This window comes from Nonomuraea sp. B208 (assembly GCF_057536035.1).
The window spans coordinates 757,277-781,110 of record NZ_BAAJOU010000010.1 but is presented as its reverse complement, the minus strand read 5'-3'; the positions used below and the strand labels follow the sequence as shown (position 1 = coordinate 781,110).

Sequence of the window (23,834 nt, the reverse complement as noted above, 5' to 3'; positions counted from 1 at the left end):
GCCATCGTCCCGGAGGAGGCCGCCCGCGTACGCCTCGCGGTGTATCACCCGCGCGGGAAACTTTCTCCGCCTCCTGGGAGTCCTAGAAATGGGGGCTCGGAAAATTCCATTCCGAAACGGGGAAAGGGACTTGGCGATGCCAGTCGACCTGAACAACGCACTACCCCTGGCCTGGGACTCGGCCACGCTCGACGCGGACACCAAGGCGATGCTCGACAATCTCCAGCCGAACATCCTGCGCGCGCACGTCCGCGAGCACCTGTCCGTCCTGTTCGTCCGGTTCAACGACGCGGCCGAAGGCAGGGCTTTCCTGCGGCACGTGGCCACCACGTGGATGAAGTCGGCGCGCGAGCACCTGAAGGAGGTGCGCGACTTCGCGGGCCGGGGGCGGCGCGGCACCCCGTACGTCGGGATCGGCATCAGCAAGGCCGGCTACCGCGACCTCGGCCACTCGGTCGAGCAGGTGCGCGCCTTCGGCGACCAGGCGTTCCGCGACGGCATGAAGCGGCGCGTCGCCGAGGTCGAGGACCCGCCGGTCGAGCAGTGGGACCGCGCCTACCAGCGCGAGATCCACGCCGTCGTGCTCATCGGCGACGACCGGCCCGGCCCGGTGGCGACGCTGCGCGACGAGATCATCGGCGCGCTGCCGGCCAGCGCCCGGCTGCTCGGCGAGGAGACCGGCAGGGGCATGCGCAACCCGGCCGGCGACGGCATCGAGCACTTCGGCTACGTGGACGGCCGCAGCCAGCCGCTGTTCCTCAAGGACGAGGTGGACCGCGAGCCGCGCAAGCGCTGGGACCCGGCCTTCCCGCTGGCCAACGTGCTGGTGCCGGACCCCTTCGCGCCCGACCCGCGCCGCCACCACGGCAGCTACCTGGTCTTCAGGAAGCTGGAGCAGAACGTACGCGCCTTTAAGGAGATCGAGGAGCGGCTCGCCGACGACCTCGGGCTGAAGGGCGAGGACCGGCACCGGGCGGGCGCGATGCTCGTCGGCCGGTTCAAGGACGGCACGCCGCTGACCGGCAAGGGCAAGGCCGGCGGCGGCCCGGTGGCCAACGACTTCACCTTCGAGGGCGACGACGGCAGCAAGTGCCCCTTCAGCGGCCACATCAGGAAGACCAACCCGCGCTCGTTCGGCCGCGAGGTGCTCATGGCGAGGCGCGGGCAGACGTACGGGCGGCGCGGCGACCAGCCGTGGGACGACGCGCCCCCGGAGACGCGGCCCAGCGGCGGGGTCGGGCTGCTGTTCATGGCGTTCAACAGCAGCCTGGTCGACCAGTTCGAGTTCACCCAGCGGAGCTGGGCCGGCAATCCCGACTTCGAGAACCCGGGGACCGGCCACGACCCGGTCATCGGGCAGGGCGAGCGGGCGATCAAGGTGACGTTCCCGAAGGTCTGGGGCAAGCCCGGGCAGTCGCCGCCGCAGGCCCAGGTGGCGCAGACGGTGACGATGAAGGGCGGGGAGTACTTCTTCGCGCCCTCGCTGGCCTACCTGCGCGGCCTGTGACGCCGTGAGAGCGCCCGGCGTGCATCGAAGGATGTACGCCGGGTTCGCACCGGCGTAGGAGGCGGGGGCGGGCCCCGGCCGTGATGATCGTGTCATGACGATCGGCCTGTTGCTCACCCTCGCCGCCTTCGCGCTGGTGGACAGCACCAGCTTCGGGACGCTGGTCATCCCCCTCTACCTGCTGCTGGCCGGCGAGCGGTCCAAGGTGTCGGGGCAGCTCGTCTACCTGGCGACGATCGCGGCCTTCTACTTCCTGGTCGGGGTCGCGCTCATGCTGGGCCTGTCGGCGGCCGTGGACGGCCTCGGCGAAGCGCTGCACAGCAAGGTCGCCTACGGGGTGCAGCTCGCGCTGGGCGTGGGCCTGTTCGCGCTGAGCTTCCGGTTCGACCCCAAGTACCGCGCCAAGCGGGGCCTGCCCGAGCGCCGCTTCGAGCCGCGCGTCGGCGGGCCCCGGACGATGGTGCTGCTCGGGCTGACGGCCGGGGCGGTCGAGGTGGCCACGATGGTCCCCTACCTGGCGGCGGTCGGCGTCATGACCACCTCCGGCCTGCCGGCCGCGCAGTGGCTGCCGCTGCTGGCCGGGTACGTGCTCGTCATGATCACGCCGCCGCTCGCGCTCATGGGCCTGCGCGCCGTCACCGGGGGCCGGTTGGAGCCGAAGCTGGAGCGGCTGCGGGCCTGGCTGACCAAGCATTCGGCGTCGATGGTGAGCTGGGCGATCGGCATCATCGGCTTCCTGCTCGCCCGCGACGCGGCGGCTCACCTGTTCTTCTCCCCGGAGTGACCGCTCCTGTGCGAGGCGCATCGCATCCGCGCATCTAGGATCGACCTCCGGGGAGGCGATCCAGACGATGTTGCGCACCTTTTTCCGTACCGAAGCGGGCAGCACCAGCGCGCTGCTCGTCGCCACCGTGCTCGCCCTGCTCTGGGCCAACTCGCCCTGGGCGGACACCTACGAGGCGTTCTGGCACACGCCGATGGGGTTGTCGTTCGGGACCGCCGAGTTCTCGCTGGACCTGCGCCACTGGGTCAACGACGGGCTGATGACGCTGTTCTTCTTCGTCATCGGCCTGGAGATCTCGTACGAGGTCCGGCTCGGGCAGCTGCGCGACCGGCGGCTGATCGCGGTGCCGGCGGTGGCGGCGTTCGGCGGCATGCTCGTGCCCGCGGGCGTCTACCTGCTGCTCAACGCGGGCGGCCCCGGCGCGGCCGGGTGGGGCGTGCCGATCGCCACCGACACGGCCTTCGTGCTCGGCGTGCTGGCCGTCGTGGGCGCGCGGTGCCCCGATCCGCTGCGGGCGTTCCTGCTGACGCTGGCGATCGTGGACGACGTGCTCGCCATCCTCATCATCGCGCTGTTCTACACGGCCGAGCTGTCGGTGCCCGCCCTGCTCACCGCGGCGCTGCTGCTGGCGGCCATCGTGACGCTGCGCTGGCTGAAGATCTGGCGGGCGCCGGCGTACATCGTGCTGGGGTTCGGGCTGTGGGTGGCCACGCTGGAGAGCGGCATCCACCCCACGCTGGTCGGCATCGCGCTCGGTGTGCTCGTCTTCGTCTACGCCCCCTCCGACCAGAAGCTGCTCCTCGCCGGCGAGGCCGTCCAGGAGTTCACGAACGAGCCGAGCGCCCGCGCCGCCAGGGAGGCCACCCTGCGCGTCCGGCACGCCGTCTCGGTCAACGAGCGGCTGCAACTGCGCCTGCACCCGTGGAGCAGCTACGTGATCGTGCCGGTGTTCGCGCTGGCCAACGCGGGGGTGCGGCTGGACGGCGAGACGCTGCGGGCGGCGCTCACCTCCCCCGTGTCGTGGGGGATCGCGGCGGGCCTGCTGATCGGCAAGTTCGCCGGCATCGCGCTCGGCACGTGGCTGCCGCTCCGGCTCAAGTGGGGCATCCTGCCGGGCAACCTCGTGTGGGGTCAGCTGTTCGGCGGGGCTGCGGTGTCCGGCATCGGGTTCACGGTGGCGCTGTTCATCGTGGACCTGGCCTTCCCCGACCCGGTGATCCGCGCCGAGGCCAAGATCGGCATCCTGGCCGGCTCGCTGCTGGCCGCCGCGCTGGGCTGGGTGATCTTCCGGATGGCCTGGGACCGTGGCGGGGTCTGCGCCCCGCCCGAGGCCGAGCCCGACGAGGAGCTGCCCGAGCTGCTGTCGGTGCCCGTCGGGCCGCGCGACCACGTACGCGGCCGGATCGACGCCCCGATCACGATCGTCGAGTACGGCGACTTCGAATGCCCCTACTGCGGCCGCCTCCACCCCATGCTGGCGCGGCTGCTCGCGAACAACCCCGACGTGCGCCTGGTCTTCCGGCACTTCCCGCTGCGGACCATCCACCCGCGCGCCGCCTCGGCCGCGATCGTCGCCGAGGCGGCCGGCGACCGGGGCCGCTTCTGGGAGATGCACGACGTGCTCTACGACAACCAGCGTGCACTCACCGACGCCGACCTGGAGCGCTACGCCGCCCGGCTCGGCGTCGAGCCGTGGGAGGACGTGCCCCGGCACGCCGCCAGGATCGCCCTCGACGAGGCTTCCGGCCGCGACAGCGGCGCGCGCGGCACCCCCACCCTCTTCCTCAACGGCGTCCGCTACCAGGGGCCGCTCGACGAGGACGCGATCGGCCGGGCGATAGCCGAGCTACGCCCGTCGCCGCAGCCTTCCTGACAGGTCCCCCCCGATTCCCGCAGGATTCCTCCCATGACAGAAACCGGTTCGCTCATGGTCATCAGCCTCATCGGCGCGCTGCTGAACGGCGCCCTCCTGCTCGTCGGCCTCGTCCTCATGGCGATGCGGCGGCGCGAGCAGGGGCGCGGAGCCGTGCTCGGGATCGCCGGCTGCGCCGTCCTCCTCGTCGGCGCGGGCTTCGCCCTGGCGCAGAGCTTCCTGCAGAGGGAGCTGGTCGATCTGCTGGGCCTGGTCACGGGGCTGTCCGTGTGGGTCGCGATCAGCTCGGTCATCCAGCTCGTCGGTCTCGGCCTGCTGATCGGCGGGGTGGTCGCGAGGCGGGCGCCGGCCTCGCCCGCTCCTCGGCAGGGGCCGCAGGGGTGGCAGCAGCAGGGCTGGAACCAGCCGGCGCCTCAGCCGTACCCGCAGCAGCCGCAGGGACAGCAGCCCTACCCCCAGCAGCCGCAAGGGCAGGCTTACCCGCAACAGCCGCAGGGACAGGCTTACCCGCAGCAACCGCAGGGGCAGCCCTACCCGCAGGGGCAGCCCTACCCGCAGCAGCCTCCGCAGCCCGGCGGCCAGCAGCCGCCCTTCGGCCAGGGCCCGTACGGCTGACCACCGCCGGCCCCGTCACTCGCCCCGCAGGTACCGCTCCCAGGTGAGCTCGCCGGTCGGCCGGGCATCGGTGACGAGATGACCGGCGCGAAAGCCCCTGCCGAGCGCGCCCGGGACCCGCATCCGCAGCACCGGCCGGCGCACCCCGCGCGCCCGCAGCCAGCTCTCGGCGGCCTCGGCCATGGTCAGCACCTCGGGCCCGCCGAACTCCTCGATCCCCCGCCGCGGCCCGGCCTCGATCACGTCCGTCAGCCGCCGGGCCACGTCCCTGACGTCCACCGGCTGCGCCGGGATCCCGGGATCGGCCACCAGCGCCCCGAACCGGGCCATCCCGCGCAGCGCCTGCTCCACGAACTCGTGGAACTGCGTGGCCCGCAGCACCGTCCACGGCACCCCGCCGTCACGTACCAGCCGTTCGGCCTGCACCTTGACCCGGAAGTAGCCCCACGGCACCCGGTGGGCGCCGACGATCGACAGGTAGACCAGGTGCCGTACGCCGGCCGCCCGCGCCGCGGCGAGCAGCGCCCCCGTGCCGTCCAGCTCGACCCGGCGGGTGTAACGCCCCCGGTACGGCGCCGAGGCCAGGTGCACGACCACGTCGGCCCCCTCCACCGCCTCCTTCAGGCCGCGCCCGGTGGTCAGGTCCGCGCCGAACCACCGTACGCCGCCCTCCTCCGAGGCGCGCGCGGACCGGCTGGTCGCCCTCGTCTCGTACCCCTCCTTCTTCAGGATCTCCAGCGTCGCGCGGCCGAGCCGGCCGCTGCCCCCCGTCACCAGTACACGTGTCATGCGATCTGGACGGGGCAGCAAGCGAAAGTGTGACAATGTCGGCGGAAAGCCCGACACTCCCCACCCAGCGCGTTCGAGGGGCCCATGACTGCGCACCAGCCCGGCCGTCAGGAGCCGGACCCCGACCAGACCATCCGGCACCGCCTCCCCCACCCCGAGTCGCCCCCGCCCAGCCGGGAGCCCCAGGACCCGCCCGCCACGCGGCGGCTGGACTACACCCCGGACATGCTGCCCGACGTCCAGCTCTACGAGGCCAAGCCGCCGCGTACCGGCTGGTGGTGGATGATCGTGGTGGGCGGGCTGGTGCTGCTGCTCGGCGCGCTGGCGGTGGCCGGGATCCTGTGGGTGCGCAGCACGCAGTCCTCGGCGGCCGGGCCTGTCCCGGGCGCGGCGGTCACGTCCGCGTCAGCTCCATGACCCAGTTCGTCTCCCAGTCGTCGGTGCCCGCCTCGGCGAACGCCTGCTCCCAGCGGGCGGTGTCCGGCCCGAGCCGCGTCCAGACGAACCGGGCGCGGACCGTACGGCCGTCCACGGTCTCGTCGCCGTAGAAGAGGCCCCGGTCGCCGTCGAACGCGCCCACCATGGGCCGGGTGTCGAGCTCGCCACGGGCGCTGCTGGCCCAGTAGATGGACCACTGGCGGGTGCCGGGGTGGTAGACGCGTACGGTCAGGCCGCTCCAGCCCTTGGTGGGGAAGGTGACCTCGTCGAAGCTGGCGGCGCCGCCGAAGTGCCGGGTGGCGACCGAGTGGCCGGGGAACTCGTCCCATTCGTCGCTGCCGGACAGGGGCTTGACGAGCCGGCGGTTGGCGACGTTCCAGTGGCCGGCGAGGAAGTCGAAATCGTTCATGCGGGGACCGTACGCCGGGGTCGCTGACAGGTAATGTCAGCGATTATGCGTGCCTCCCGCCTGGTGTCCATCCTGCTGCTCCTGCAGACCCGGGGCCGGCTGACCGCGCGCGAGCTGGCCGAACGGCTGGAGGTCTCGGTCCGTACGATCTACCGCGACGTCGAGTCCCTGCACGCCGCCGGCATCCCCCTGTACGGCGACGCCGGCCCCAACGGCGGCTACCAGCTGCTCGACGGCTACCGCACCCGGCTCACCGGGCTGACCACGGACGAGGCCGAGTCGCTGTTCCTCGCCGGGCTGCCCGGTCCCGCGGCGGAGCTGGGTCTCGGCGCGGTGGTGACGGCGGCCCAGCTCAAGCTCATGGCCGCGCTGCCGGTCGAGCTGCGCGACCGGGCCGGGCGGCTCCAGGAGCGCTTCCACCTGGACGCGCCCACGTGGTACCGCGAGCGGGAGCCGGTCTCCCACCTGCCGGCCGTGGCCGACGCCGTGTGGAACGAGCGGCGGATCCAGGTCGTCTACCGGCGGTGGAAGGAGCCGCAGGAGGTGGAGCGGCTGCTGGACCCGTACGGGCTGGTGGTCAAGGCGGGCCGGTGGTACCTGGTGGCCGGGACGGACGGGGACGTGCGGACCTACCGCGTCTCGCAGATCCTCGGCCTGCGCACACTGGAGGAGGGCTTCACCCGGCCGCGGGGGTTCGACCTGGCGGCGTACTGGACGGCCTATCTGGAGGCGTTCGAGGCGCGGCTGCGGCGGGGCGAGGCGGTGGTGCGGCTGTCGCCGCGCGGGCTGGAGCGGCTGCCCGACCTCATGACGCCGGGCATGGCGGAGGCGGCCCGGCGCACCGCCGGGGCGCCGGACGCGGAAGGCTGGACGCGGGTCACGGTGCCGATCGAGTCGGTCGAGCACGCGCTGGCCGAGTTCCTGCGCCTGGGGATGGACGCCGAGGTGCTGGCTCCGGCGGAGCTGCGGGAGCGGATCGCCGCGACCGCCACGGCCCTGGCCGAGCGTTACGCGCCCAGGGAAACTTTCACGCCCGAGCCCACCTAGTTCCCGCTGCTTCCGCAGCTCAGAAGGGCCGGCTTGTCCCCGATGGACCTGGCCTGTTGCGAGGGTGAAAGTTTCTCAACACACTCGCAATGTTTCAGGCCATCGAGAGGAGCCCGGATGAAACTGACAGCTCGGCTGGCCGGCGCCGCGGTCGCCGCGATGGCACTCGTCGTCGCGATGCTGATCACGGCGCCCCCGGCCGCCTCGGCCCAGCTCACCGAGGTGACCGGCTTCGGCACGAACCCCACCAACCTGCGCATGCACCTCTACGTGCCCGACGGCGTCGGCACCCGCCCGGCGCTGCTCGTGGCCGTCCACTACTGCACCGGCTCCGGCCCGGCCTTCTACTCGGGCACCGAGTTCGCCTCGCTGGCCGACCAGTACAAGTTCATCGTCGTCTACCCGTCGGCGACGCGCAGCGGGTCCTGCTTCGACGTCTCCTCGCCGCAGGCGCTGCGGCACGACGGCGGCAGTGACCCGGTCGGCATCGTCTCCATGGTCAGGTACGTGCAGCAGCGCTACAACGCCGATCCGGCGCGCACGTACGTCACCGGCGCCTCCTCCGGCGGCATGATGACGAACGTGCTGCTGGGCGCGTACCCGGACGTGTTCAAGGCGGGCGCGGCGTTCATGGGCGTGCCGTTCGGCTGCTTCGCCACCACCGACGGGTCGAGCTGGAACAGCACCTGCGCCAACGGACAGCTCATCAAGACCCCGCAGGAGTGGGGCGACCTGGTGCGCGCCGCCTACCCCGGCTACACCGGCCCGCGCCCGCGCATGCAGGTGTGGCACGGCACCGAGGACAGCACCCTGCGCTACCCGAACTTCGGCGAGGAGATCAAGCAGTGGACCAACGTCCACGGCCTGAGCCAGACCCCGTCCATGACCGACCAGCCCCGCTCCGGCTGGACCAGGACCCGCTACGGCGGCACCGGCACCACCGCCGCGGTCGAGGGCATCAGTCTCCAGGGCGTCGGGCACAGCCTGCCGCAGGGCGGGATGGCCGCCATGGTGCTGGCCTTCTTCGGCCTGGACACCCCCGGCCCGTCCCAGACGCCGACCTCGACCCCGACCTCGACCCCGACGGTCACCCCGACCGTCAGCCCCGGCGCCTGCAAGGTCACGTACAGCATGAACACCTGGAACAACGGCTTCACCACCGCCGTGACGATCACCAACACCGGGACCACGCAGCTCTCGTCCTGGTCGCTGGCCTTCACGCTGCCCGCCGGGCAGGCGATCACGGGCGCGTGGAACGCCACCGTCTCCCCCGCCTCGGGGGCGGTGACGGCCAGGAACGTGAGCTACAACGGCACCCTGGCGCCCGGCGCGTCCACCCAGTTCGGCTTCCAGGCCACCCACAACGGCAACACCGCGGCCCCCTCGTCCTTCACACTGAACGGCGCCGCCTGCACCACCTGACCCCGGACACGGAAACGGCGGCGTCCCGGAGGACGCCGCCGTCGTGGTGCTGGTGGAGCTATGGGGATTCGAACCCCAGACCTCCTCCATGCCATGGAGGCGCGCTACCAACTGCGCTATAGCCCCTGGTCACCGCCACGAGTCCGGCCCGTTGCGGCGCTCCGAGAGCATATAGCCATCCGCCCCGATTCGCCTAATCGCCCCGTCAGGTCACGGCCAGATGGCCGCCCCGGTGCCGCGGGGTCTCCGCCTCGTCCAGCAGGACGACGGCGAAGTCCGCGTACGAGACGCGCAGCGCCATGTCCCCGTGCTCGCGGATCTCGTACCGGCCGCTCCGCTCCCCTTCGTGGTCGAAGTCGCCGGCCGGGCTGACGTACACCCAGTCCAGCTCGCCGCCTTCGGTCCGGAGCACCTCCAGACCGGCGGCGTGCGCCAGGCAGAAGGGCCGGAACTCGGCGGGGAAGCCGGGCGCGTCCAGCAACCGGACCCCGTCGGGCCCGGGCAGCAGCGTGGCGATCCCGATCGCGACGAGCCTGTCCACCCCGGCCTGCCGCAGGCCCTTGACGAGGGCGTGCGCCGCGTCGCTGAAGAAGGTGTCCGAGTCCAGCGCCGCCGCCGCGTTGATCGCGGCGTCGTGCCCGGCCGCGAGGGCGGCGACGTCCGCCGCGTCGGTGACGTCCCCTGCGGCGACCCGTACGCCGTCGTCCGCCGGACCGGCGTACCGTGACGGGTCGCGCACCACCGCCGTCACCTCGTGCCCGCGCCGGCGCGCCTCGGCGACGGCCTGCCGGCCGGCTCGGCCGCCGGCCCCGAAAATCACGTACTTGCCCATCGTCGGAATACCTCCCGTTGCCTCGATGCTTCGGAAAGGTAGCCGCGAGGGCGGTTACCTCCTGGATACCGAGACCCACGGGAGAGACACCATGACGCACCGGCAGCCACTGCCCGCCGACCTGTTCGACGAGCTGTGTCCGTCCTCGCTGGTGCCGTTCCGCTTCGGCGACAAGTGGGCGCCGTTGATCATCCGCTGTCTGGAGGACGGTCCGCGCCGGTTCTCGGAGCTCCGCGTGCCGCTGCACCGCGTCACCCCGAAGGTGCTCACGCAGTCGCTACGCGGGCTGGAGCGCAGCGGCCTCGTCTCGCGCACCGTCCACGACGCCCCGAGGCCCAAGGTCGAGTACGCCCTGACGCCGCTCGGCCGCAGCATGCTGGAGCCGCTGGAGGCGGCATACGCGTGGGTGGCCGAGCACTGGGACGAGCTTCTCGACGCGCAGGAGCGGTACGCCGCGTCCTGAGCGAGCGAGCCGCGCGGCCCCCGAGCCGCACGGCCGTTCTCTCAGACCTCGGCGTCCGGTTTGTCGTCGCTGCTGATGGGCTCGGGCAGGGTGCCGGCGTTGTGCTCCAGCAGCCGCCAGCCCTTGCGCCCTTCCTGGAGCACCGACCACGAGCAGTTGCCGAGCCCGCCGAGCGCCGGCCACAGCTCCTCGGGCAGCCCGAGCAGGTCGCAGATGCCGAGCCGCAGCGCCGCGCCGTGCGAGGCCACGACCAGCAGGCCGTCGTCGTCCAGCTTGGCCGCCCAGCGGCGCATGGCCGACCCCACCCGCTCGGCGACGTCCTGGACCGTCTCGCCGTCGGGAGCCTCCCAGTCGGCGTACTCCTTGGGCCAGCGCGCGGCGATCTCCTCCCGCGTCAGCCCTTCCCACTGGCCGCCTCCGCGCTCGCGGAAGTCCTTGTCGACGTGCACGTCGAGCCGGGCCAGGCGGCCCAGCGCGAGCGCGGTGTCGTTGGCCCGCTGCAGGTCGGAGGAGACGATGAGGGTGGGCCGGAGCGAGGCCAGCAGCGAGGCGGCCCTGGCGGCCTGCGCGATGCCGGTCTCGTCGAGCGGGATGTCGGAGTGGCCCTGGAACCGTCGTTCGACGTTCCACAACGTCTGCCCGTGGCGCAGACATACGATGCGCCTGCTCATACGGTGTCCCCGCCGGGACGTCCGGCTCGTCCGCTCACGCGCGCGCCCGCTGCAGGTTGGCCTGCATGACGCTCTCCGGCAGCGCGATGGCCGGGCAGTCCTTCCACAGGCGCTCCAGGGCGTAGAACGTACGGTCCTCCTCGTGCTGGACGTGCACGACGATGTCGATGTAGTCGAGCAGCACCCAGCGGCCCTCACGCTCGCCCTCGCGGCGGACGGGCTTGGCGTCGGCCTCGGTGCGCAGCCGCTCCTCGATCTCGTCGACGATGGCACGGACCTGGCGGTCGTTGGTGGCGGAGCAGAGCAGGAACGCGTCGGTGATGACGAGCTGCTCGCTCACGTCGTAGGCGAGGATGTCATCGGCCAGCTTGTCGGCCGCGGCCTCCGCGGCGATGCGGACGAGCTGGACGGCTCTGTCAGATGCGGTCACGATGCGGGTCTGTCCTCCTGTGTCGGCAGCATGCCCATATGTTGAGGGTACCCGTCCAGGCCGAAACCCCTCACGTACGGCATGGATACCTTCACCCGTGGGCGTGATACAGCCCCCGTTTGTTGATGTACTGCACGATCCCGTCGGGAACCAGATACCAGATCGGCTCCCCCTTGGCCACCCGCTGCCGGCACTCCGACGACGAGATGGCCAGCGCGGGGATCTCCAGCAGCGTCACCCGTCCCTCGGGCAGGCCGGGGTCGTGCAGGGTGTGGCCGGGCCTGGTGCAGCCGACGAAGTGCGCCAGCTCGAACAGCTCGTCGGCCTGCTGCCAGTCGAGGATCGCGCCGAGCGCGTCGGCGCCGGTGATGAAGTACAGCTCGACGTCCGGACCGTAAATGTTGGCGATGTCGCGCAGAGTGTCGATCGTGAACGTCGGCCCGGGGCGGTCCACGTCCACGCGGCTGACGGAGAAGCGGGGGTTCGAGGCGGTGGCGATGACCGTCATGAGGTAGCGGTCCTCGGCGGCGGACACCTCGCGCTCGGACTTCTGGTACGGCCGTCCGGTCGGGACGAAGACGACCTCGTCCAGCTCGAAATGGTGGGCGACCTCGCTGGCCGCGACGAGGTGGCCGTGGTGGATGGGATCGAACGTCCCGCCCATCACTCCCACTCGCCGCATCTCATGCCCACCAGACGCGTTCTTCATGGAACGGACCTTACGCGGACGCACCACTACAACTCGATGGCACCCCCCTGCGTGATGTCCGCGCATGACCCCGGTTGCGGACGTAGCATGCCGGGCATGACGACCACCCCGGACCGCAATCGAGTCCAACTGCCCGGCATCTCGTCCCGTGCCTACGAACACCCCGCAGACCGGTCCGCCCTGGTCGCTCTGCGTAAGTTGAGTGGGTTCGACACGGTTCTCAAGCAGATGTCCGGTCTCATCAGCGAGCGCCGCCTGCGCCTGATGTACCTCGCCTCGGCCGTCCGCGTCAGCGAGACGCAGTTCCGCTCGCTCTACGACATGGGCCGCGACGCCGCCTACACCCTCGACCTGCACCGCATCCCGGAGATCTACGTCCAGCAGGACCCGCAGGTCCAGGCCAAGGCCATCGGCTTCGACGACCCGTTCATCGTCGTGACCACCGGCCTGCTCAACCTCATGAACGAGGAGGAGCAGCGCTTCGTCATCGGCCACGAGACCGCCCACATCCTCTCGGGGCACGCGGTCTACCGGACGATGCTCGACATCCTCACCCGCCTCGCCACCCGCGTCGCCTGGATCCCGCTCGGCTACATCGGCCTGCGGGCCATCGTCGCGGGCCTGGAGGAGTGGTACCGCAAGTCGGAGCTGTCCTCCGACCGCGGCGGCCTGCTCGTCGGCCAGGACCCCGACGCGGGCAAGCGGGCGCTGATGAAGCTCGCCGGTGGCGCCTACACCCACGAGATGAACATCGAGGCGTTCCTGGAGCAGTACAACGAGTACGACACCGCGGGCGACCTGCGCGACGGCTTCCTCAAGGTGCTCAACCTGCTCGGCACCACCCACCCGTTCGCCGTGGTGCGCGTGGCCGAGCTGGACAAGTGGCAGCGCAGCGGCGAGTACGACCGCATCCTCGGCGGCGACTACCCGCGCCGCGAGGACGACGCCAGCGCACGGGTGACCGACGAGGTCAAGGCGGCGGCCGAGTCCTACCGCGCGTCGTGGCAGCAGTCGCAGGACCCGTTCATCGGCGTGCTGCGCGACGTCGCGGAGGGCGCGGTCAACGCGGGCGAGCGCATCTTCAACCGCTTCTCCCGCCGCGACGGCGGCCAGGGCTGACCGGCGCCATCGCCACGCGCGGCCGGTCAGCGTGAGCGGCCGCGCCCTGCGGCGGTGACGCCGCAGGAGTCCTGGAGCAGGAGTCCTGGAGTAGGAGTCCTGGAGCAGGAGTCCTCAGAGCAGGAGGGCGATGGCGCGCACGGCGGCCGCGCACAGGGCGACGAACCCGCCCAGTACCGCCAGCGCCCGCAGTCCCTCCCTGCGCAGGTCCGGCAGCCGGCCGCCGATCCGCTCGATCTCGCGACCGGTGATGCCGCCGCACAACATCCCGAACACCACGGCCGCCACCGTCACGGGCGCCGGCTGCTGCCACCAGTCGGTGTCGATCTGGCCGCCGCCGGTCACCCAGAGCGCCCCGCCCGACGCCACCGCGACGGGCACACCGGGCCACACCAGCGCGGTCGCCGCCGCGCCGGCCAGCGCCAGCGGGAACAGCAGCACGCGCAGCGTCACCCGGACCCGCCGGGAGCCCCGGTTCCTGACCATCCAGTGGTTCATCCAAAGCGTCCTGGTCAGCACCACGAACACGGCGGTGATCGCGATCGAGGCGATCGGCCAGATCACCGACGTCACCACGCACGGCACCGCCAGCACCGCGAGCAGCAGCAGCGCGCCGTTGCCCGCGGGCAGCGTGGTGGGCCCGTCGCTCTTCCGCCTGACCTGCGGCCGGGCCGCCGCCGCGCGGGTCCGTACGGCGGCGGCCGCACGGGCGCGCGGGGTGGTCAGCTTCGGCCGCGGGCCGGTGTTCTTGCCGTCGCCGCTGCCCCGGACGCGCGGCGCGGGCACCTTCCCGTCCGCCCCGCTCCGGGCCCGCGCCGCGGCCCCGTCCATCCTGCTCCGCGCCACGACCCCGTCAGCCGGCGTACGCCCCCGCCCCGCACCCCCGTCAGCAGCCGCCCGCCCTCGCGCAGCCGCCCCATCCGCGGCGGCCCGCCCACGAGCAGCGGCCCCATCAGCAGGCGTCCGCCCACGCGCAGCAGCACCGTCCGCAGGAGTTCGCCCCCGAGCCCCAGCACCGTCGGCAGGCGTGCGCCCGCGCGCGGCAGCCCCAGCCCCGTCCACAGGCGTGCGGCCTCGCGGTTGGGTGGTCTTCCCCTCCGCCGCGGCGGCCCGCCGCGCGGCCTCGCCACCGGTACGCCGAGGCGGCGGCACCTTGCCGTCGGCGCCCGTCGGATTGGGCCGCCCACGCGCCGCCTTGGCCTCGCCCCGCGCGCCCTCGTCCGTGCCCCGCCCCCGCGACGGCGGCGCCTCCTCGGCCGCCTCCCCACCCGCGTCCGTCTCGGTCGCACTGGTGACCCTGACCAGCCGCGACAGCCGGTCGGCCAGCAACGCCGCCGTCGGCCGCTTGCCCGGCTCCCGGTTGAGCGCCGCGCGCACCAGCGGCAGCAGCTCGACCGGCACGCCCTTGAGGTCGGCCTGCCCGTTGAGCACGGCGTACATCTGCGCCTCGGCCGTCCCCCGCCCGAACGTGGGCCGCCCGGTCGCCGCGAACGCCACCGTCGCCGCCCAGGCGTGCACGTCGGCCGGCGAGTCGACGTGCTCGTCGGAGAAGATCTCCGGCGCGGTGTAGCCGGGCGTGCCGAGGAACGTGCCGGTCATGGTCAGCCGGGTCGCGTCCAGGACCTGGGCGATGCCGAAGTCGATGAGCACCGGCCCCCGCGCGGACATGATGATGTTGCCCGGCTTCAGGTCGCGGTGCACGACCCCGGCCGCGTGGATGATCGCCAGCGCCGCCGCGATGCCCTGCGCCATCTCGACCAGCTCGGCGACGTCGAGCGGGCCGTCCTGGCGCACCTTCTCCAGCAGCGTGGCGCCCTCGATGTGCTCCATCACCAGGTAGGGACGCGCGCAGTTGAGGTCGGCGTCCAGCACCTTGGCGACGTAGGGGCTCTCGACCCTGCGCAGCGCGCGGACCTCGCGCTCCAGCCTGACCCGGGAGGTCTCGTCCTCGGCCAGGTCGTGCAGGACCTTCAGCGCGATGCGCTCGCCCCGGCGGGTGGTCGCGAGGTAGACCTCGCCCATGCCGCCCCGGCCGAGCCGCTCGACCAAGGTGTACGGCCCGACCTTGCCGAGCTTGCTCACCGTCCCTCCCCGCCCGGCGCGCCCATAAGGGACACAACCCTAGCGTTGGGACGGGAGTCAACGCTTGCGGCGCGCCGGAGGTCGTCCAGGTTTATCGGCGTGAGTGGTCGGAGAGCATGCTGTCGAGTCGCGCGGTGGGCTCCTCCGACAGCCGCCTGCGGCCCTTGCGGCGCCAACGTACGTGGCCGTGGCTCTCCAGCAGGAGCATCAGGCGATCGGCGCCGAACAGCACCGCGGCGACGAAGACGAGGGCGACGATGATCTCCATGTCTCCCAGTCAAGCCGCGGTGCGCGGCCACGGTCAGGCCGACACGCCGGTCAACCGGCCACCACCGTGCCTTCTGAGGTGCGCAAATGCCCTTCGCCGGTGTATACCCACTTCGTGGAGGTGAGCTCCGGCAGCCCCATCGGGCCGCGCGCGTGCAGCTTCTGCGTGGAGATGCCGATCTCCGCCCCGAACCCGAACTCGCCCCCGTCGGTGAACCGCGTGGAGGCGTTGACCGCCACCGCCGCCGAGTCGACGAGCGCCACGAACCGCCGGGCGGCCCGCTGCGAGCGGGTCACGATGGCGTCGGTGTGGCCCGAGCCGTGGCGCCTGATGTGCTCCACCGCCTCCTCCAGCGAGCCGACGACGGCCGCGGCAATGTCGAGCGAGAGGTATTCGGCGGCGAAGTCGTCGTCGGTGGCGGGCACCACGCCCGCCCCGTGGGCGGCGATCCGCTCGTCGCCGTGCACGGTCACGCCCGCCTCGGCCAGCGCCTCCAGCGCCTTCGGCACGAACGCGTCCGCGATGTCCTGGTGCACGAGGAACGTCTCGGCCGCGTTGCACACCGAGGGCCGCTGCGCCTTGGCGTTGACCAGGATCTTCACGGCGAGGTCGACGTCGGCCTCGGCGTCGACGTAGACGTGGCAGTTGCCGACGCCGGTCTCGATGACCGGCACGGTGGACTCCTCGACCACGGAGTTGATCAGGGACGCGCCGCCGCGCGGGATCAGCACGTCGACCAGGCCGCGGGCGCGCATGAGCTCCTTGACCGAGTCGCGGGTGCGGCCCGGCACGAGCTGGATCGCGCCGACGGGCACCTCGGTGCCCTCCAGCGCGCCCTGCATGACCGCGACCAGCGCGGTGTTGGAGGAGTAGGCGCTGGAGGAGCCGCGCAGCAGCACGGCGTTGCCGCTCTTGAGGCAGAGCGCGGCGGCGTCCACGGTGACGTTGGGACGGCCTTCGTAGATGATGCCGATGACGCCCAGCGGCACCCGGAGCTGGCGCAGCTCCAGGCCGTTGGGCAGCGTGGAGCCGCGGACCACCTCGCCGACCGGGTCGGGCAGGTCGGCGACCTCGCGCACGGCGTCGGCGATCTTGGCGATGCGGCCCTCGTCCAGCCGCAGCCGGTCGATCATGGCCTCGGACGTGCCCTCGGCCCTGGCCCGCTCGACGTCCTCGGCGTTGGCCGCGACGATCTCGGCGGCATGGGCGACCAGGGCGTCGGCGATCGCGCGCAACGCCCGGTCCTTCGGCGCCCGCGGCAGCGGGGCCAGCTCGGCGGCGGCCTCTCGTGCCGCGCGGGCGACCTTCAGGAACTCTTCGGACATCACGTGCTCCTCGTTCGGCTGCTAAGCGTGGGTCTCCAGTATGACGATGTCGTCGCGGTGGATCAGCTCGCGTTCATATTCCGGACCCAGCGTGTAGGCCAGCTCGCGGGTGGAACGCCCGAGCAGGCCGGGGATCTCGGCCGCGTCGAAGTTGACCAGCCCGCGGGCCACCACGTCACCCTCCGGCCCGCACAGGTCCACCGGGTCGCCCGCCGAGAACTCGCCCTCCACCGACGTCACCCCGGCCGGCAGCAGCGACTTGCGCCGCCCGACGACGGCCTCCACGGCGCCCGGGTCGAGGCTCAGCCGGCCGCGCCCGGTGGTGGCGTGCGCGAGCCACAGCAGGCGCGTGCCGGGATGACGACCGCCTGGGTGGAAGTAGGTGCCGACGTCGGCGCCGCTCAGCGCCTGGGCCGCGTGAGCGGCCGCGGTGAGCACCACGGGGACGCCGGCCCCGGTCGCGATCCTGGCGGCCTGCACCTTGGTCACCATGCCGCCGGTGCCGACGGCCGCGCCGTTCCTGCCCAGCTCGACGCCCGCCAGGTCCTCAGGCCCGCGGATCTCGGCCAGGCGGCGCGCGCCGCTGCGGCTCGGCGGGCCGTCGTAGAGCGCGTCCACGTCCGACAGCAGCACCAGCGCGTCGGCGCGGATCAGATGGGACACGAGCGCGGCCAGCCGGTCGTTGTCGCCGAACCGGATCTCGTCGGTGGCCACCGTGTCGTTCTCGTTGACGATCGGCACGATGCCCAGCTCCAGCAGCCGGTGAAGGGTCCGCTGGGCGTTGACGTGGTGGGCGCGGCGCATCATGTCGTCAGCGGTGAGCAGCACCTGGCCGACGCGCAGCCCGTACCGGGCGAAGGAGGAGGTGTAGCGGGCCACCAGCACGCCCTGGCCGACGGAGGCGGCGGCCTGCTGGGTCGCGAGGTCACGCGGTCGCGCGCTCAGCCCGAGCGGGCCGAGACCCGCCGCGATCGCCCCGGAGGAGACCAGGACGATCTGCGTCCCGGCCCGGCGCCGCGCCGCCAGCACGTCCACCAGGGCATCGACACGATCGACGTCGATCGTGCCCTGGGGGGTGGTGAGCGAGGAGGAGCCGACCTTGACCACGACCTTCGACGCCGCGCTGATCTGTTCCCGCACGCCTTGAAGCCTATCCAAGCCCCGGCCCACCCAACGCCCGCCCGCCCCAGCCCTCATGGGCTCAAGCCCTGCCCCCGCCCCAGCCCTCATGGGCTCAAGCCCTGCCCCCGCCCCAGCCCTCATGGGCTCAAGCCCTGACGCCGTCGCGTACCGGGCCTCAGCCCAGCCGGTTGTCGGTGCCGCGCGGCCCCTGCCGCGTGGACTCCGCGCTCAGCGTCGGCTGCCAGTCGAACACGTAGCCACCCTCCATGGGACCGATGACCACCTCGGCACCCGCCGTGGCCCCGGCCTTGGCCAGCTCCTCCTCGACCCCCAGCCGCTCCAGACGGTCGGCGAGGTAGCCGACGGCCTCGTCGTTGGTGAAGTCGGTCTGCCGGATCCACCGCTCCGGCTTCTCGCCGGTGACCTGGTACAGGTTCTCGTTGACCCGCCGGACCTTGAACCCGGCGTCCCCGAGCTGCTTGGGCCGGATGACCAGCCGGGTGGGCTCCTCCACCGGCTTGCTGGCCCGCGCCGCCGCGACCCACTCCCCCATCGCGTACGTCAGCTCGCGCAGCCCGTCATGCGTGGCCGCCGACACCGTGAACACCCGCAGCCCGCGCTCCTCGAACTCCGGCGTCACCAGCTCGGCCAGCTCCCGCGCGTCCGGCACGTCCGCCTTGTTGAGCACGACGATGCGCGGCCGGTCCTCCAGCTTCCCGTACGCGGCGAGCTCGGCCTCGATCACCTCGTAGTCGCTGACCGGGTCGCGTCCCGGCTCCATCGTGGCGCAGTCGATGACGTGCGCGAGCATGTCGCACCGCTCGACGTGCCGCAGGAACTCGTGCCCGAGCCCCTTCCCCTGCGATGCGCCCGGGATCAGCCCCGGCACGTCGGCCACGGTGAACACGGTCTCGCCCGCCGTCACCACGCCCAGGTTCGGCACGAGCGTCGTGAACGGATAGTCGGCGATCTTCGGCTTGGCCGCGCTCAGCGCCGCGATCAGCGACGACTTGCCCGCGCTCGGGAAGCCGACCAGTGCCACGTCCGCGACGCTCTTCAGCTCCAGCATCACGTCGAGCCCGTCGCCCGGCTCGCCGAGCAGCGCGAACCCCGGCGCCTTGCGTCTGGCCGTGGCCAGCGCGGCGTTGCCGAGGCCCCCGTGGCCGCCCTGCGCGATGACGTACCGGGTGCCGGCGCCGATCAGGTCCACCAGCACCTCGCCGGTGCGGGCGTCCTTGACCACCGTGCCGTTGGGCACCGGCAGGACCACGTCCTCGCCGTTGGCGCCGTCGCGGTTGGAGCCCTGCCCCTGCTTGCCGTTCTCGGCCTTGCGGTGCGGGCGGCGGTGGTAGTCGAGCAGGGTCGCGGTGTTGGGGTCCACCTCGAGGATGACGTCGCCGCCGCGACCGCCGTTGCCCCCGTCAGGACCGCCGAGGGGCTTGAACTTCTCCCGGTGGATGGAGGCGCACCCGTTTCCCCCGTCACCGGCCTTGACGTGCAGGACCACCTGGTCCACGAAGTCCGGCATGCAGCAGCACTCCTCCATCGCCCCCGTCCAGGGGGCTTCTCAACTCGTCGAACGGGACCCTACCCAGGCCCCGGAAACGCGAAAGGGGTGGATCGCCCGCGCGATCCACCCCTTTGACGCGATGGTGCAACGACCCCCGTGACGGGAGCGGAGAACTACTCCGCGACGGGGACGATGCTCACGGCCCGACGGCCGCGCTTGACGCCGAACTGCACGTGACCCGCGGCCAGCGCGAACAGCGTGTCGTCGCCACCACGGCCGACGTTGTCGCCGGGGTGGAAGTGGGTGCCACGCTGACGGACGATGATCTCGCCCGCGTTGACCAGCTGGCCGCCGAAGCGCTTGACGCCCAGGCGCTGAGCATTGGAGTCACGGCCGTTCCGGGTGGACGACGCGCCCTTCTTGTGTGCCATCTCTCAAACTCCCGATCAGGCCTGGTCGATACCGGTGATCTTCACCTGGGTGTACCGCTGACGGTGACCCTGGCGCTTCTTGTAACCGGTCTTGTTCTTGTACTTGAGAATCCGGATCTTCGGGCCCTTGGTCTCACCGAGGATCTCGGCGCTGACCATGAACTTGCCCACCTCGGTGGTCACGTCGCCATCGTCGACGACGAGCACCGTCGGCAGCGAAACCGAAGAGCCGACCTCGCCGGCGACCTTGTCCACCTCGAGGACGTCACCGACGGAGACCTTCTGCTGCCTGCCGCCGCAACGAACGATCGCGTACACCGCGGAACCCTTCTACTGACTCGCTGTTGCCACAGCCGTCCCCTGAGGGAACGACCGCCGAATGCTGCGCCTGCCATTCGGTCCTGTCTCGAACCGACGAACCGAGTAGGCGCGCCAACAGGGCGCGTCACCTGACGCACCGGTTCACCAGGGTACCGGATTAACGGCCCCCTAGGCGAACCGGACGGATCGTCGGATGTCCGCCAAAGGCTAGTCGGCGGACTTCGCTCGGCGAGAGCGTCGCCGCCCCCTGCCGGAAGTCTGGCCCGCTTGGTCGTCCTCAGCCGGGACATCATCAAGCGCACCGGTCACGGTATCACGGCCTGAGGTGTCCTTGGCCGCGGAAACCTTGTCCGAGACCGCCTTCTCGACGGCCATCTTGCCCTGCGTGCCGCGCGGCTCCGGCTTGCTCTCGACCGGCTCGGTCGAGACGATCAGCCCGCGCCCGTTGCAGCACTCGCACGGCGTCGAGAACGCCTCCAGCAGCCCCTGACCGACCCGCTTACGCGTCATCTGCACCAGGCCCAGCGAGGTCACCTCGGCCACCTGGTGCTTCGTACGGTCGCGCGCCAGGCACTCCAGCATCCGCCGCAGCACGAGGTCGCGGTTGGACTCCAGCACCATGTCGATGAAGTCGATCACGATGATGCCGCCGATGTCGCGCAGCCGCAGCTGGCGCACGATCTCCTCGGCCGCCTCCAGGTTGTTCCTGGTGACCGTCTCCTCCAGGTTGCCGCCCTGGCCGGTGAACTTGCCGGTGTTGACGTCCACGACCGTCATCGCCTCGGTGCGGTCGATGACCAGCGAACCGCCGCTCGGCAGCCACACCTTGCGCTCCAGCGCCTTGCCGAGCTGCTCGTCGATGCGGTAGGCCTCGAACACGTCGCCCTGCTCGCCGTCCCACTTCGACAGCCGCTCGCCCAGGTGCGGCGCGACGTACTTGACGTAGTCGTCGACCGTGTCCCAGGCGTCGTCGCCCTGGACGACCAGATTCGTGAAGTCCTCGTTGAAGACGTCACGGATGACGCGGACGGTGAGGTCCGGCTCGGCGGACAGCAGCTCGGGCGGGCTGGCCGACTTGGCCTTCTTCTGGATGCTCTCCCACTGCGCCGACAGCCGCGCCACGTCGCGGGCCAGCTCATCCTCGGAGGCGCCCTCGGCCGCGGTGCGCACGATGACGCCCGCGTTCTCCGGCATGACCTTCTTCAGGATGCTCTTGAGCCGGGTGCGCTCCTTGTCGGGGAGCTTGCGGCTGATGCCGGTCATCGACCCGTCCGGCACGTACACGAGGTAACGCCCGGGCAGGCTGATCTGCGAGGTGAGCCGCGCGCCCTTGTGCCCGATCGGGTCCTTGGTGACCTGCACCAGCACCGACTGGCCGGACTTCAGCGCCGACTCGATGCGCTTCGGCTGGCCCTCCATCCCGACGGTGTCGAAGTTGACCTCACCGGCGTACAGGACCGCGTTGCGCCCCTTGCCGATGTCCACGAACGCCGCCTCCATCGACGGCAGCACGTTCTGGACCTTGCCGAGGTAGACGTTGCCCACGTACGACTGGCTCGCCTCGCGGTTGACGTAGTGCTCGACGAGCACGCCGTCCTCCAGCACCGCGATCTGCGTACGGTCGCCCTGGCGGCGCACCACCATCATGCGGTCGACCGACTCGCGCCGGGCCAGGAACTCCGACTCGGTGATGATCGGCGGACGCCTGCGGCCCAGCTCGCGGCCCTCGCGGCGGCGCTGCTTCTTGGCCTCCAGCCGGGTCGAGCCGCGCACGCTCTGCACGCCGTCCGTGGCGGTCTCCAGCGCACCGGTACGGCCGGAGCGCGGCGCGCGGATGCGCACCACCGTGTTGGGCGGGTCGTCGCTGGCCGGCTCGGCGCCCTCGTCACCGCCCCTGCGGCGACGGCGACGGCGGCGGCGTGAGGACGAGCTCTCCTCTTCCTCCTGCGCGGCCGGCTCCTCGGCGGGCTCCTCCTCGGACTCCTCGTCCTGGTCCTCGCCGTCCTCGCCCTCGCCACGCTCACGCGCCTTGCCGCGCCCGCGTCCGCCGCGGCGGCGACGGCGGCGGCGACCGCCGCCCTCTTCCTCCTCGGGCTCCTCGGCGGCCTCGGCGTCGGTCTCGTCCTCGACGTCCTCCTCGACCAGGTCCTCGGCCTCCTCCGGCTCGACCGGCGGGGTCGGCTCGGGACGCCGCGTCACGGCCGGCTTGGCCTGCGTCGGATCCGGCGCCTGGAACAGCGGCGCGAAGATGGCCGCGGGCCGCTGGAACGCGGCTCCGGGCTCGTCGTGATGACGAGCCGAGAACCCGAACGGGTCCGCCAGCAGACTCGGCCGGGCCGGTTCCTCGTCGAGGTCCTCACCGGCGGGCTCGTCATCGAGCGGCTCGTCCTCGGGAAGGATCTCGATGATGTCCTCCCCCTCAACCCCCTCGACATCCCCGCCAGAGGCCGCCACCGCGCCCTGAACGCCACCGGGGGCCACACCCTGACCAACACCGGCCTCCGTGCCCTGGACACCTCCAGCCGCCGTGCCTTGACCGGCACCGGCCTCAGCGCTCCGAGCACCGCCGACCGCCGCACCCTGACCGGCGCCAGCCTGGTCAGGAAGGGCTCCCTGCGTGCCCGTGCCGGCGTCCTCGCCCGTCTCGCCGGCCGCCGCCTCCGCGGCGGCCGCGCGCCGGCTACGCGTCGTCGTGGCGCGGGTGCGCGTCCTCCGGCTGCCCGTGCCACGGCCGCTCCCGGCCTCCTCGGCGGCTTCCTCAACGCCCTGTGCCGCAGCCTGTCCGGCACCCTCAGCGCCTGCCTGCCCGGCACCCACACCCTCGGCCGCGCTCACACCAGCGACCGGCCCAGCAGCGGCCTCGGCCACGCCGGCGGCCGGCACGCCCTGCTCCCCGGCGGGCGCGACGGCCTCCGCCGCCACATCCTCACCGGCCTTCTTACGAGTCCTGGTACGCCGCTTCGGCGCGGCCTCCTCGGCGGGAGCCGCGGCCACGCCGCTCTCCACCGCACCGGCGGCAGCATCCTCTGCACTCACAGCCGCACCGGCGCCGCTCTCGGCCCCGGCCTCCTCGGCCTCGGCACCCTTCTTCGTGGTACGCCGCCGCGTCGTCGTCGCGGTGGACCGCGTACGCGACGTCTTCTTGGGCTTCTCCTCGCCGGCTCCGGCCTCGCTCACCGCGTCCGCCACGGCCCCGGCCACAGCGGCCTCCACCGGACTGACACCAGCCCCGGCACCACCGTCAGCAGCGCCACCCTCAGCGGCAGCGCCACCAGCGCCACCGTCAGCAGCAGTGCCACCAGCAGCCCCGGCAGCACCAAGGCCACCGGCAGGGCCGGCCTCAGCCGCACCCCCACCGGCCCCGCGAGCGCCGCTCACGGCACCGCTTCCGTTCCCGTTCTCCACGGCGACAGCGACCTCGGCGTCCGGCGACCCGGCCGCTCTGCGCACCACGGTGCCCCGCACCGGCGCGCCCTCCGACACCGACACCGACGGCGCGGCCTGTGCGGCGACGACGGTGACCGGCTTCTGCGCCGGCTCCTCGGGCAGCTCGGGCGGCGGCCCCGCGGGCCGGCTGGCGGCGCGGCGGCGCCTGGTCCCCGTTGACTGTTCAGTTGTCTCCCCGTCGGGGCCAGTGGCCCCGGCGTTGGGCTCGTTGTCGAGCATG

The 23,834-nt window shown here is 72.3% G+C and carries 24 protein-coding genes and 1 tRNA gene; 9 read left to right on the top strand and 16 right to left on the bottom strand.

Annotated elements, in window-relative coordinates:
- Window positions 1–136: 136 nt before the first annotated feature.
- From AC27IY_RS08955 to AC27IY_RS08940, 4 genes are all read left to right on the top strand, one after another.
- On the top strand, window positions 137–1,507 hold the full coding sequence (locus AC27IY_RS08955) for a Dyp-type peroxidase (protein WP_487177642.1): 1,371 nt from the start codon (window positions 137–139) through the stop codon (window positions 1,505–1,507).
- A 94-nt stretch (window positions 1,508–1,601) separates the two neighbouring features.
- A complete protein-coding gene (locus AC27IY_RS08950) occupies window positions 1,602–2,291 on the top strand; it encodes a GAP family protein (protein WP_487177641.1) in 690 nt (229 codons plus the stop codon).
- A 67-nt stretch (window positions 2,292–2,358) separates the two neighbouring features.
- Window positions 2,359–4,164, top strand: a complete 1,806-nt coding sequence (gene nhaA, locus AC27IY_RS08945) for a Na+/H+ antiporter NhaA (RefSeq protein WP_487177640.1) — start codon at window positions 2,359–2,361, stop codon at window positions 4,162–4,164.
- A 33-nt stretch (window positions 4,165–4,197) separates the two neighbouring features.
- Window positions 4,198–4,779: a hypothetical protein gene (locus AC27IY_RS08940; protein WP_487177639.1), complete on the top strand. Its 582-nt coding sequence runs from the start codon at window positions 4,198–4,200 to the stop codon at window positions 4,777–4,779.
- 15 nt (window positions 4,780–4,794) lie between these two features.
- On the opposite strand, the gene AC27IY_RS08935 is transcribed toward AC27IY_RS08940, so the two are convergent.
- The gene (locus AC27IY_RS08935) at window positions 4,795–5,568 is read right to left on the bottom strand and encodes an SDR family oxidoreductase (RefSeq protein ID WP_487177638.1); all 774 of its coding nucleotides are present in this window, start codon (window positions 5,566–5,568) and stop codon (window positions 4,795–4,797) included.
- Between the two features lie 84 nt (window positions 5,569–5,652).
- Between AC27IY_RS08935 and AC27IY_RS08930 the strand changes: the two genes are divergently transcribed.
- The gene (locus AC27IY_RS08930; protein ID WP_423452917.1) at window positions 5,653–5,985 is read left to right on the top strand and encodes a hypothetical protein; all 333 of its coding nucleotides are present in this window, start codon (window positions 5,653–5,655) and stop codon (window positions 5,983–5,985) included.
- Here AC27IY_RS08930 and AC27IY_RS08925 read toward each other — a convergent pair.
- Window positions 5,963–6,415, bottom strand: coding sequence for a hypothetical protein (locus AC27IY_RS08925; protein ID WP_423478068.1), 453 nt, complete (start codon window positions 6,413–6,415; stop codon window positions 5,963–5,965). The two genes, AC27IY_RS08930 and AC27IY_RS08925, sit on opposite strands and share 23 nt — an antisense overlap.
- A 45-nt stretch (window positions 6,416–6,460) precedes the next feature.
- Between AC27IY_RS08925 and AC27IY_RS08920 the strand changes: the two genes are divergently transcribed.
- Together AC27IY_RS08920 and AC27IY_RS08915 are read left to right on the top strand one after the other, a co-directional pair.
- A complete protein-coding gene (locus AC27IY_RS08920) occupies window positions 6,461–7,462 on the top strand; it encodes a helix-turn-helix transcriptional regulator (RefSeq protein WP_487177636.1) in 1,002 nt (333 codons plus the stop codon).
- 117 nt (window positions 7,463–7,579) lie between these two features.
- The gene (locus AC27IY_RS08915; protein ID WP_487177635.1) at window positions 7,580–8,884 is read left to right on the top strand and encodes an extracellular catalytic domain type 1 short-chain-length polyhydroxyalkanoate depolymerase; all 1,305 of its coding nucleotides are present in this window, start codon (window positions 7,580–7,582) and stop codon (window positions 8,882–8,884) included.
- Between the two features lie 50 nt (window positions 8,885–8,934).
- Here the strand turns inward: AC27IY_RS08915 and AC27IY_RS08910 are convergent.
- A tRNA-Ala gene (locus AC27IY_RS08910) sits at window positions 8,935–9,010 on the bottom strand.
- A gap of 79 nt (window positions 9,011–9,089) precedes the next feature.
- Window positions 9,090–9,716 (bottom strand): NAD(P)-dependent oxidoreductase, encoded by a 627-nt coding sequence (locus tag AC27IY_RS08905; protein ID WP_487177634.1) that lies wholly within the window; start codon window positions 9,714–9,716, stop codon window positions 9,090–9,092.
- Window positions 9,717–9,807: 91 nt separating this feature from the next.
- On the opposite strand from AC27IY_RS08905, the gene AC27IY_RS08900 reads away from it, so the two are divergent.
- Window positions 9,808–10,179 carry a winged helix-turn-helix transcriptional regulator gene (locus tag AC27IY_RS08900; protein WP_487177633.1) on the top strand — a complete coding sequence of 124 codons (372 nt, stop codon included), beginning with the start codon at window positions 9,808–9,810 and terminating at the stop codon, window positions 10,177–10,179.
- A gap of 41 nt (window positions 10,180–10,220) precedes the next feature.
- Here AC27IY_RS08900 and AC27IY_RS08895 read toward each other — a convergent pair whose 3' ends face one another.
- The 3 genes from AC27IY_RS08895 to nadD form a co-directional block, all read right to left on the bottom strand.
- Window positions 10,221–10,850 carry a histidine phosphatase family protein gene (locus AC27IY_RS08895; RefSeq protein WP_344218659.1) on the bottom strand — a complete coding sequence of 210 codons (630 nt, stop codon included), beginning with the start codon at window positions 10,848–10,850 and terminating at the stop codon, window positions 10,221–10,223.
- A 34-nt stretch (window positions 10,851–10,884) separates the two neighbouring features.
- Complete coding sequence (rsfS, locus tag AC27IY_RS08890) at window positions 10,885–11,280, bottom strand: ribosome silencing factor (RefSeq protein WP_329592062.1); 396 nt, start codon at window positions 11,278–11,280, stop codon at window positions 10,885–10,887.
- 91 nt (window positions 11,281–11,371) lie between these two features.
- On the bottom strand, window positions 11,372–11,962 hold the full coding sequence (nadD, locus tag AC27IY_RS08885) for a nicotinate-nucleotide adenylyltransferase (protein ID WP_423452906.1): 591 nt from the start codon (window positions 11,960–11,962) through the stop codon (window positions 11,372–11,374).
- 123 nt (window positions 11,963–12,085) lie between these two features.
- Between nadD and AC27IY_RS08880 the strand changes: the two genes are divergently transcribed.
- The gene (locus AC27IY_RS08880; protein WP_344218655.1) at window positions 12,086–13,108 is read left to right on the top strand and encodes a M48 family metallopeptidase; all 1,023 of its coding nucleotides are present in this window, start codon (window positions 12,086–12,088) and stop codon (window positions 13,106–13,108) included.
- Between the two features lie 114 nt (window positions 13,109–13,222).
- Here AC27IY_RS08880 and AC27IY_RS08875 read toward each other — a convergent pair whose 3' ends face one another.
- From AC27IY_RS08875 to AC27IY_RS08835, 9 genes are all read right to left on the bottom strand, one after another.
- Window positions 13,223–15,190: a serine/threonine-protein kinase gene (locus tag AC27IY_RS08875; protein WP_487177632.1), complete on the bottom strand. Its 1,968-nt coding sequence runs from the start codon at window positions 15,188–15,190 to the stop codon at window positions 13,223–13,225.
- Between the two features lie 91 nt (window positions 15,191–15,281).
- Window positions 15,282–15,458: a hypothetical protein gene (locus AC27IY_RS08870; protein ID WP_329592055.1), complete on the bottom strand. Its 177-nt coding sequence runs from the start codon at window positions 15,456–15,458 to the stop codon at window positions 15,282–15,284.
- Between the two features lie 50 nt (window positions 15,459–15,508).
- Window positions 15,509–16,783: a glutamate-5-semialdehyde dehydrogenase gene (locus AC27IY_RS08865; protein WP_371252389.1), complete on the bottom strand. Its 1,275-nt coding sequence runs from the start codon at window positions 16,781–16,783 to the stop codon at window positions 15,509–15,511.
- 21 nt (window positions 16,784–16,804) lie between these two features.
- Window positions 16,805–17,980 (bottom strand): glutamate 5-kinase, encoded by a 1,176-nt coding sequence (proB, locus tag AC27IY_RS08860; protein WP_371252456.1) that lies wholly within the window; start codon window positions 17,978–17,980, stop codon window positions 16,805–16,807.
- A 100-nt stretch (window positions 17,981–18,080) separates the two neighbouring features.
- On the bottom strand, window positions 18,081–19,433 hold the full coding sequence (gene obgE, locus AC27IY_RS08855; protein ID WP_344218647.1) for a GTPase ObgE: 1,353 nt from the start codon (window positions 19,431–19,433) through the stop codon (window positions 18,081–18,083).
- A gap of 155 nt (window positions 19,434–19,588) precedes the next feature.
- A complete protein-coding gene (gene rpmA / locus AC27IY_RS08850) occupies window positions 19,589–19,846 on the bottom strand; it encodes a 50S ribosomal protein L27 (protein WP_012893687.1) in 258 nt (85 codons plus the stop codon).
- Between the two features lie 15 nt (window positions 19,847–19,861).
- Window positions 19,862–20,164 carry a 50S ribosomal protein L21 gene (rplU, locus tag AC27IY_RS08845; protein ID WP_020546368.1) on the bottom strand — a complete coding sequence of 101 codons (303 nt, stop codon included), beginning with the start codon at window positions 20,162–20,164 and terminating at the stop codon, window positions 19,862–19,864.
- 210 nt (window positions 20,165–20,374) lie between these two features.
- Window positions 20,375–23,368 (bottom strand): Rne/Rng family ribonuclease, encoded by a 2,994-nt coding sequence (locus tag AC27IY_RS08840; protein ID WP_487177631.1) that lies wholly within the window; start codon window positions 23,366–23,368, stop codon window positions 20,375–20,377.
- A complete protein-coding gene (locus tag AC27IY_RS08835) occupies window positions 23,341–23,517 on the bottom strand; it encodes a hypothetical protein (RefSeq protein ID WP_487177630.1) in 177 nt (58 codons plus the stop codon). The genes AC27IY_RS08840 and AC27IY_RS08835 overlap by 28 nt, the downstream gene beginning before the upstream one ends.
- Window positions 23,518–23,834 lie beyond the last annotated feature (317 nt).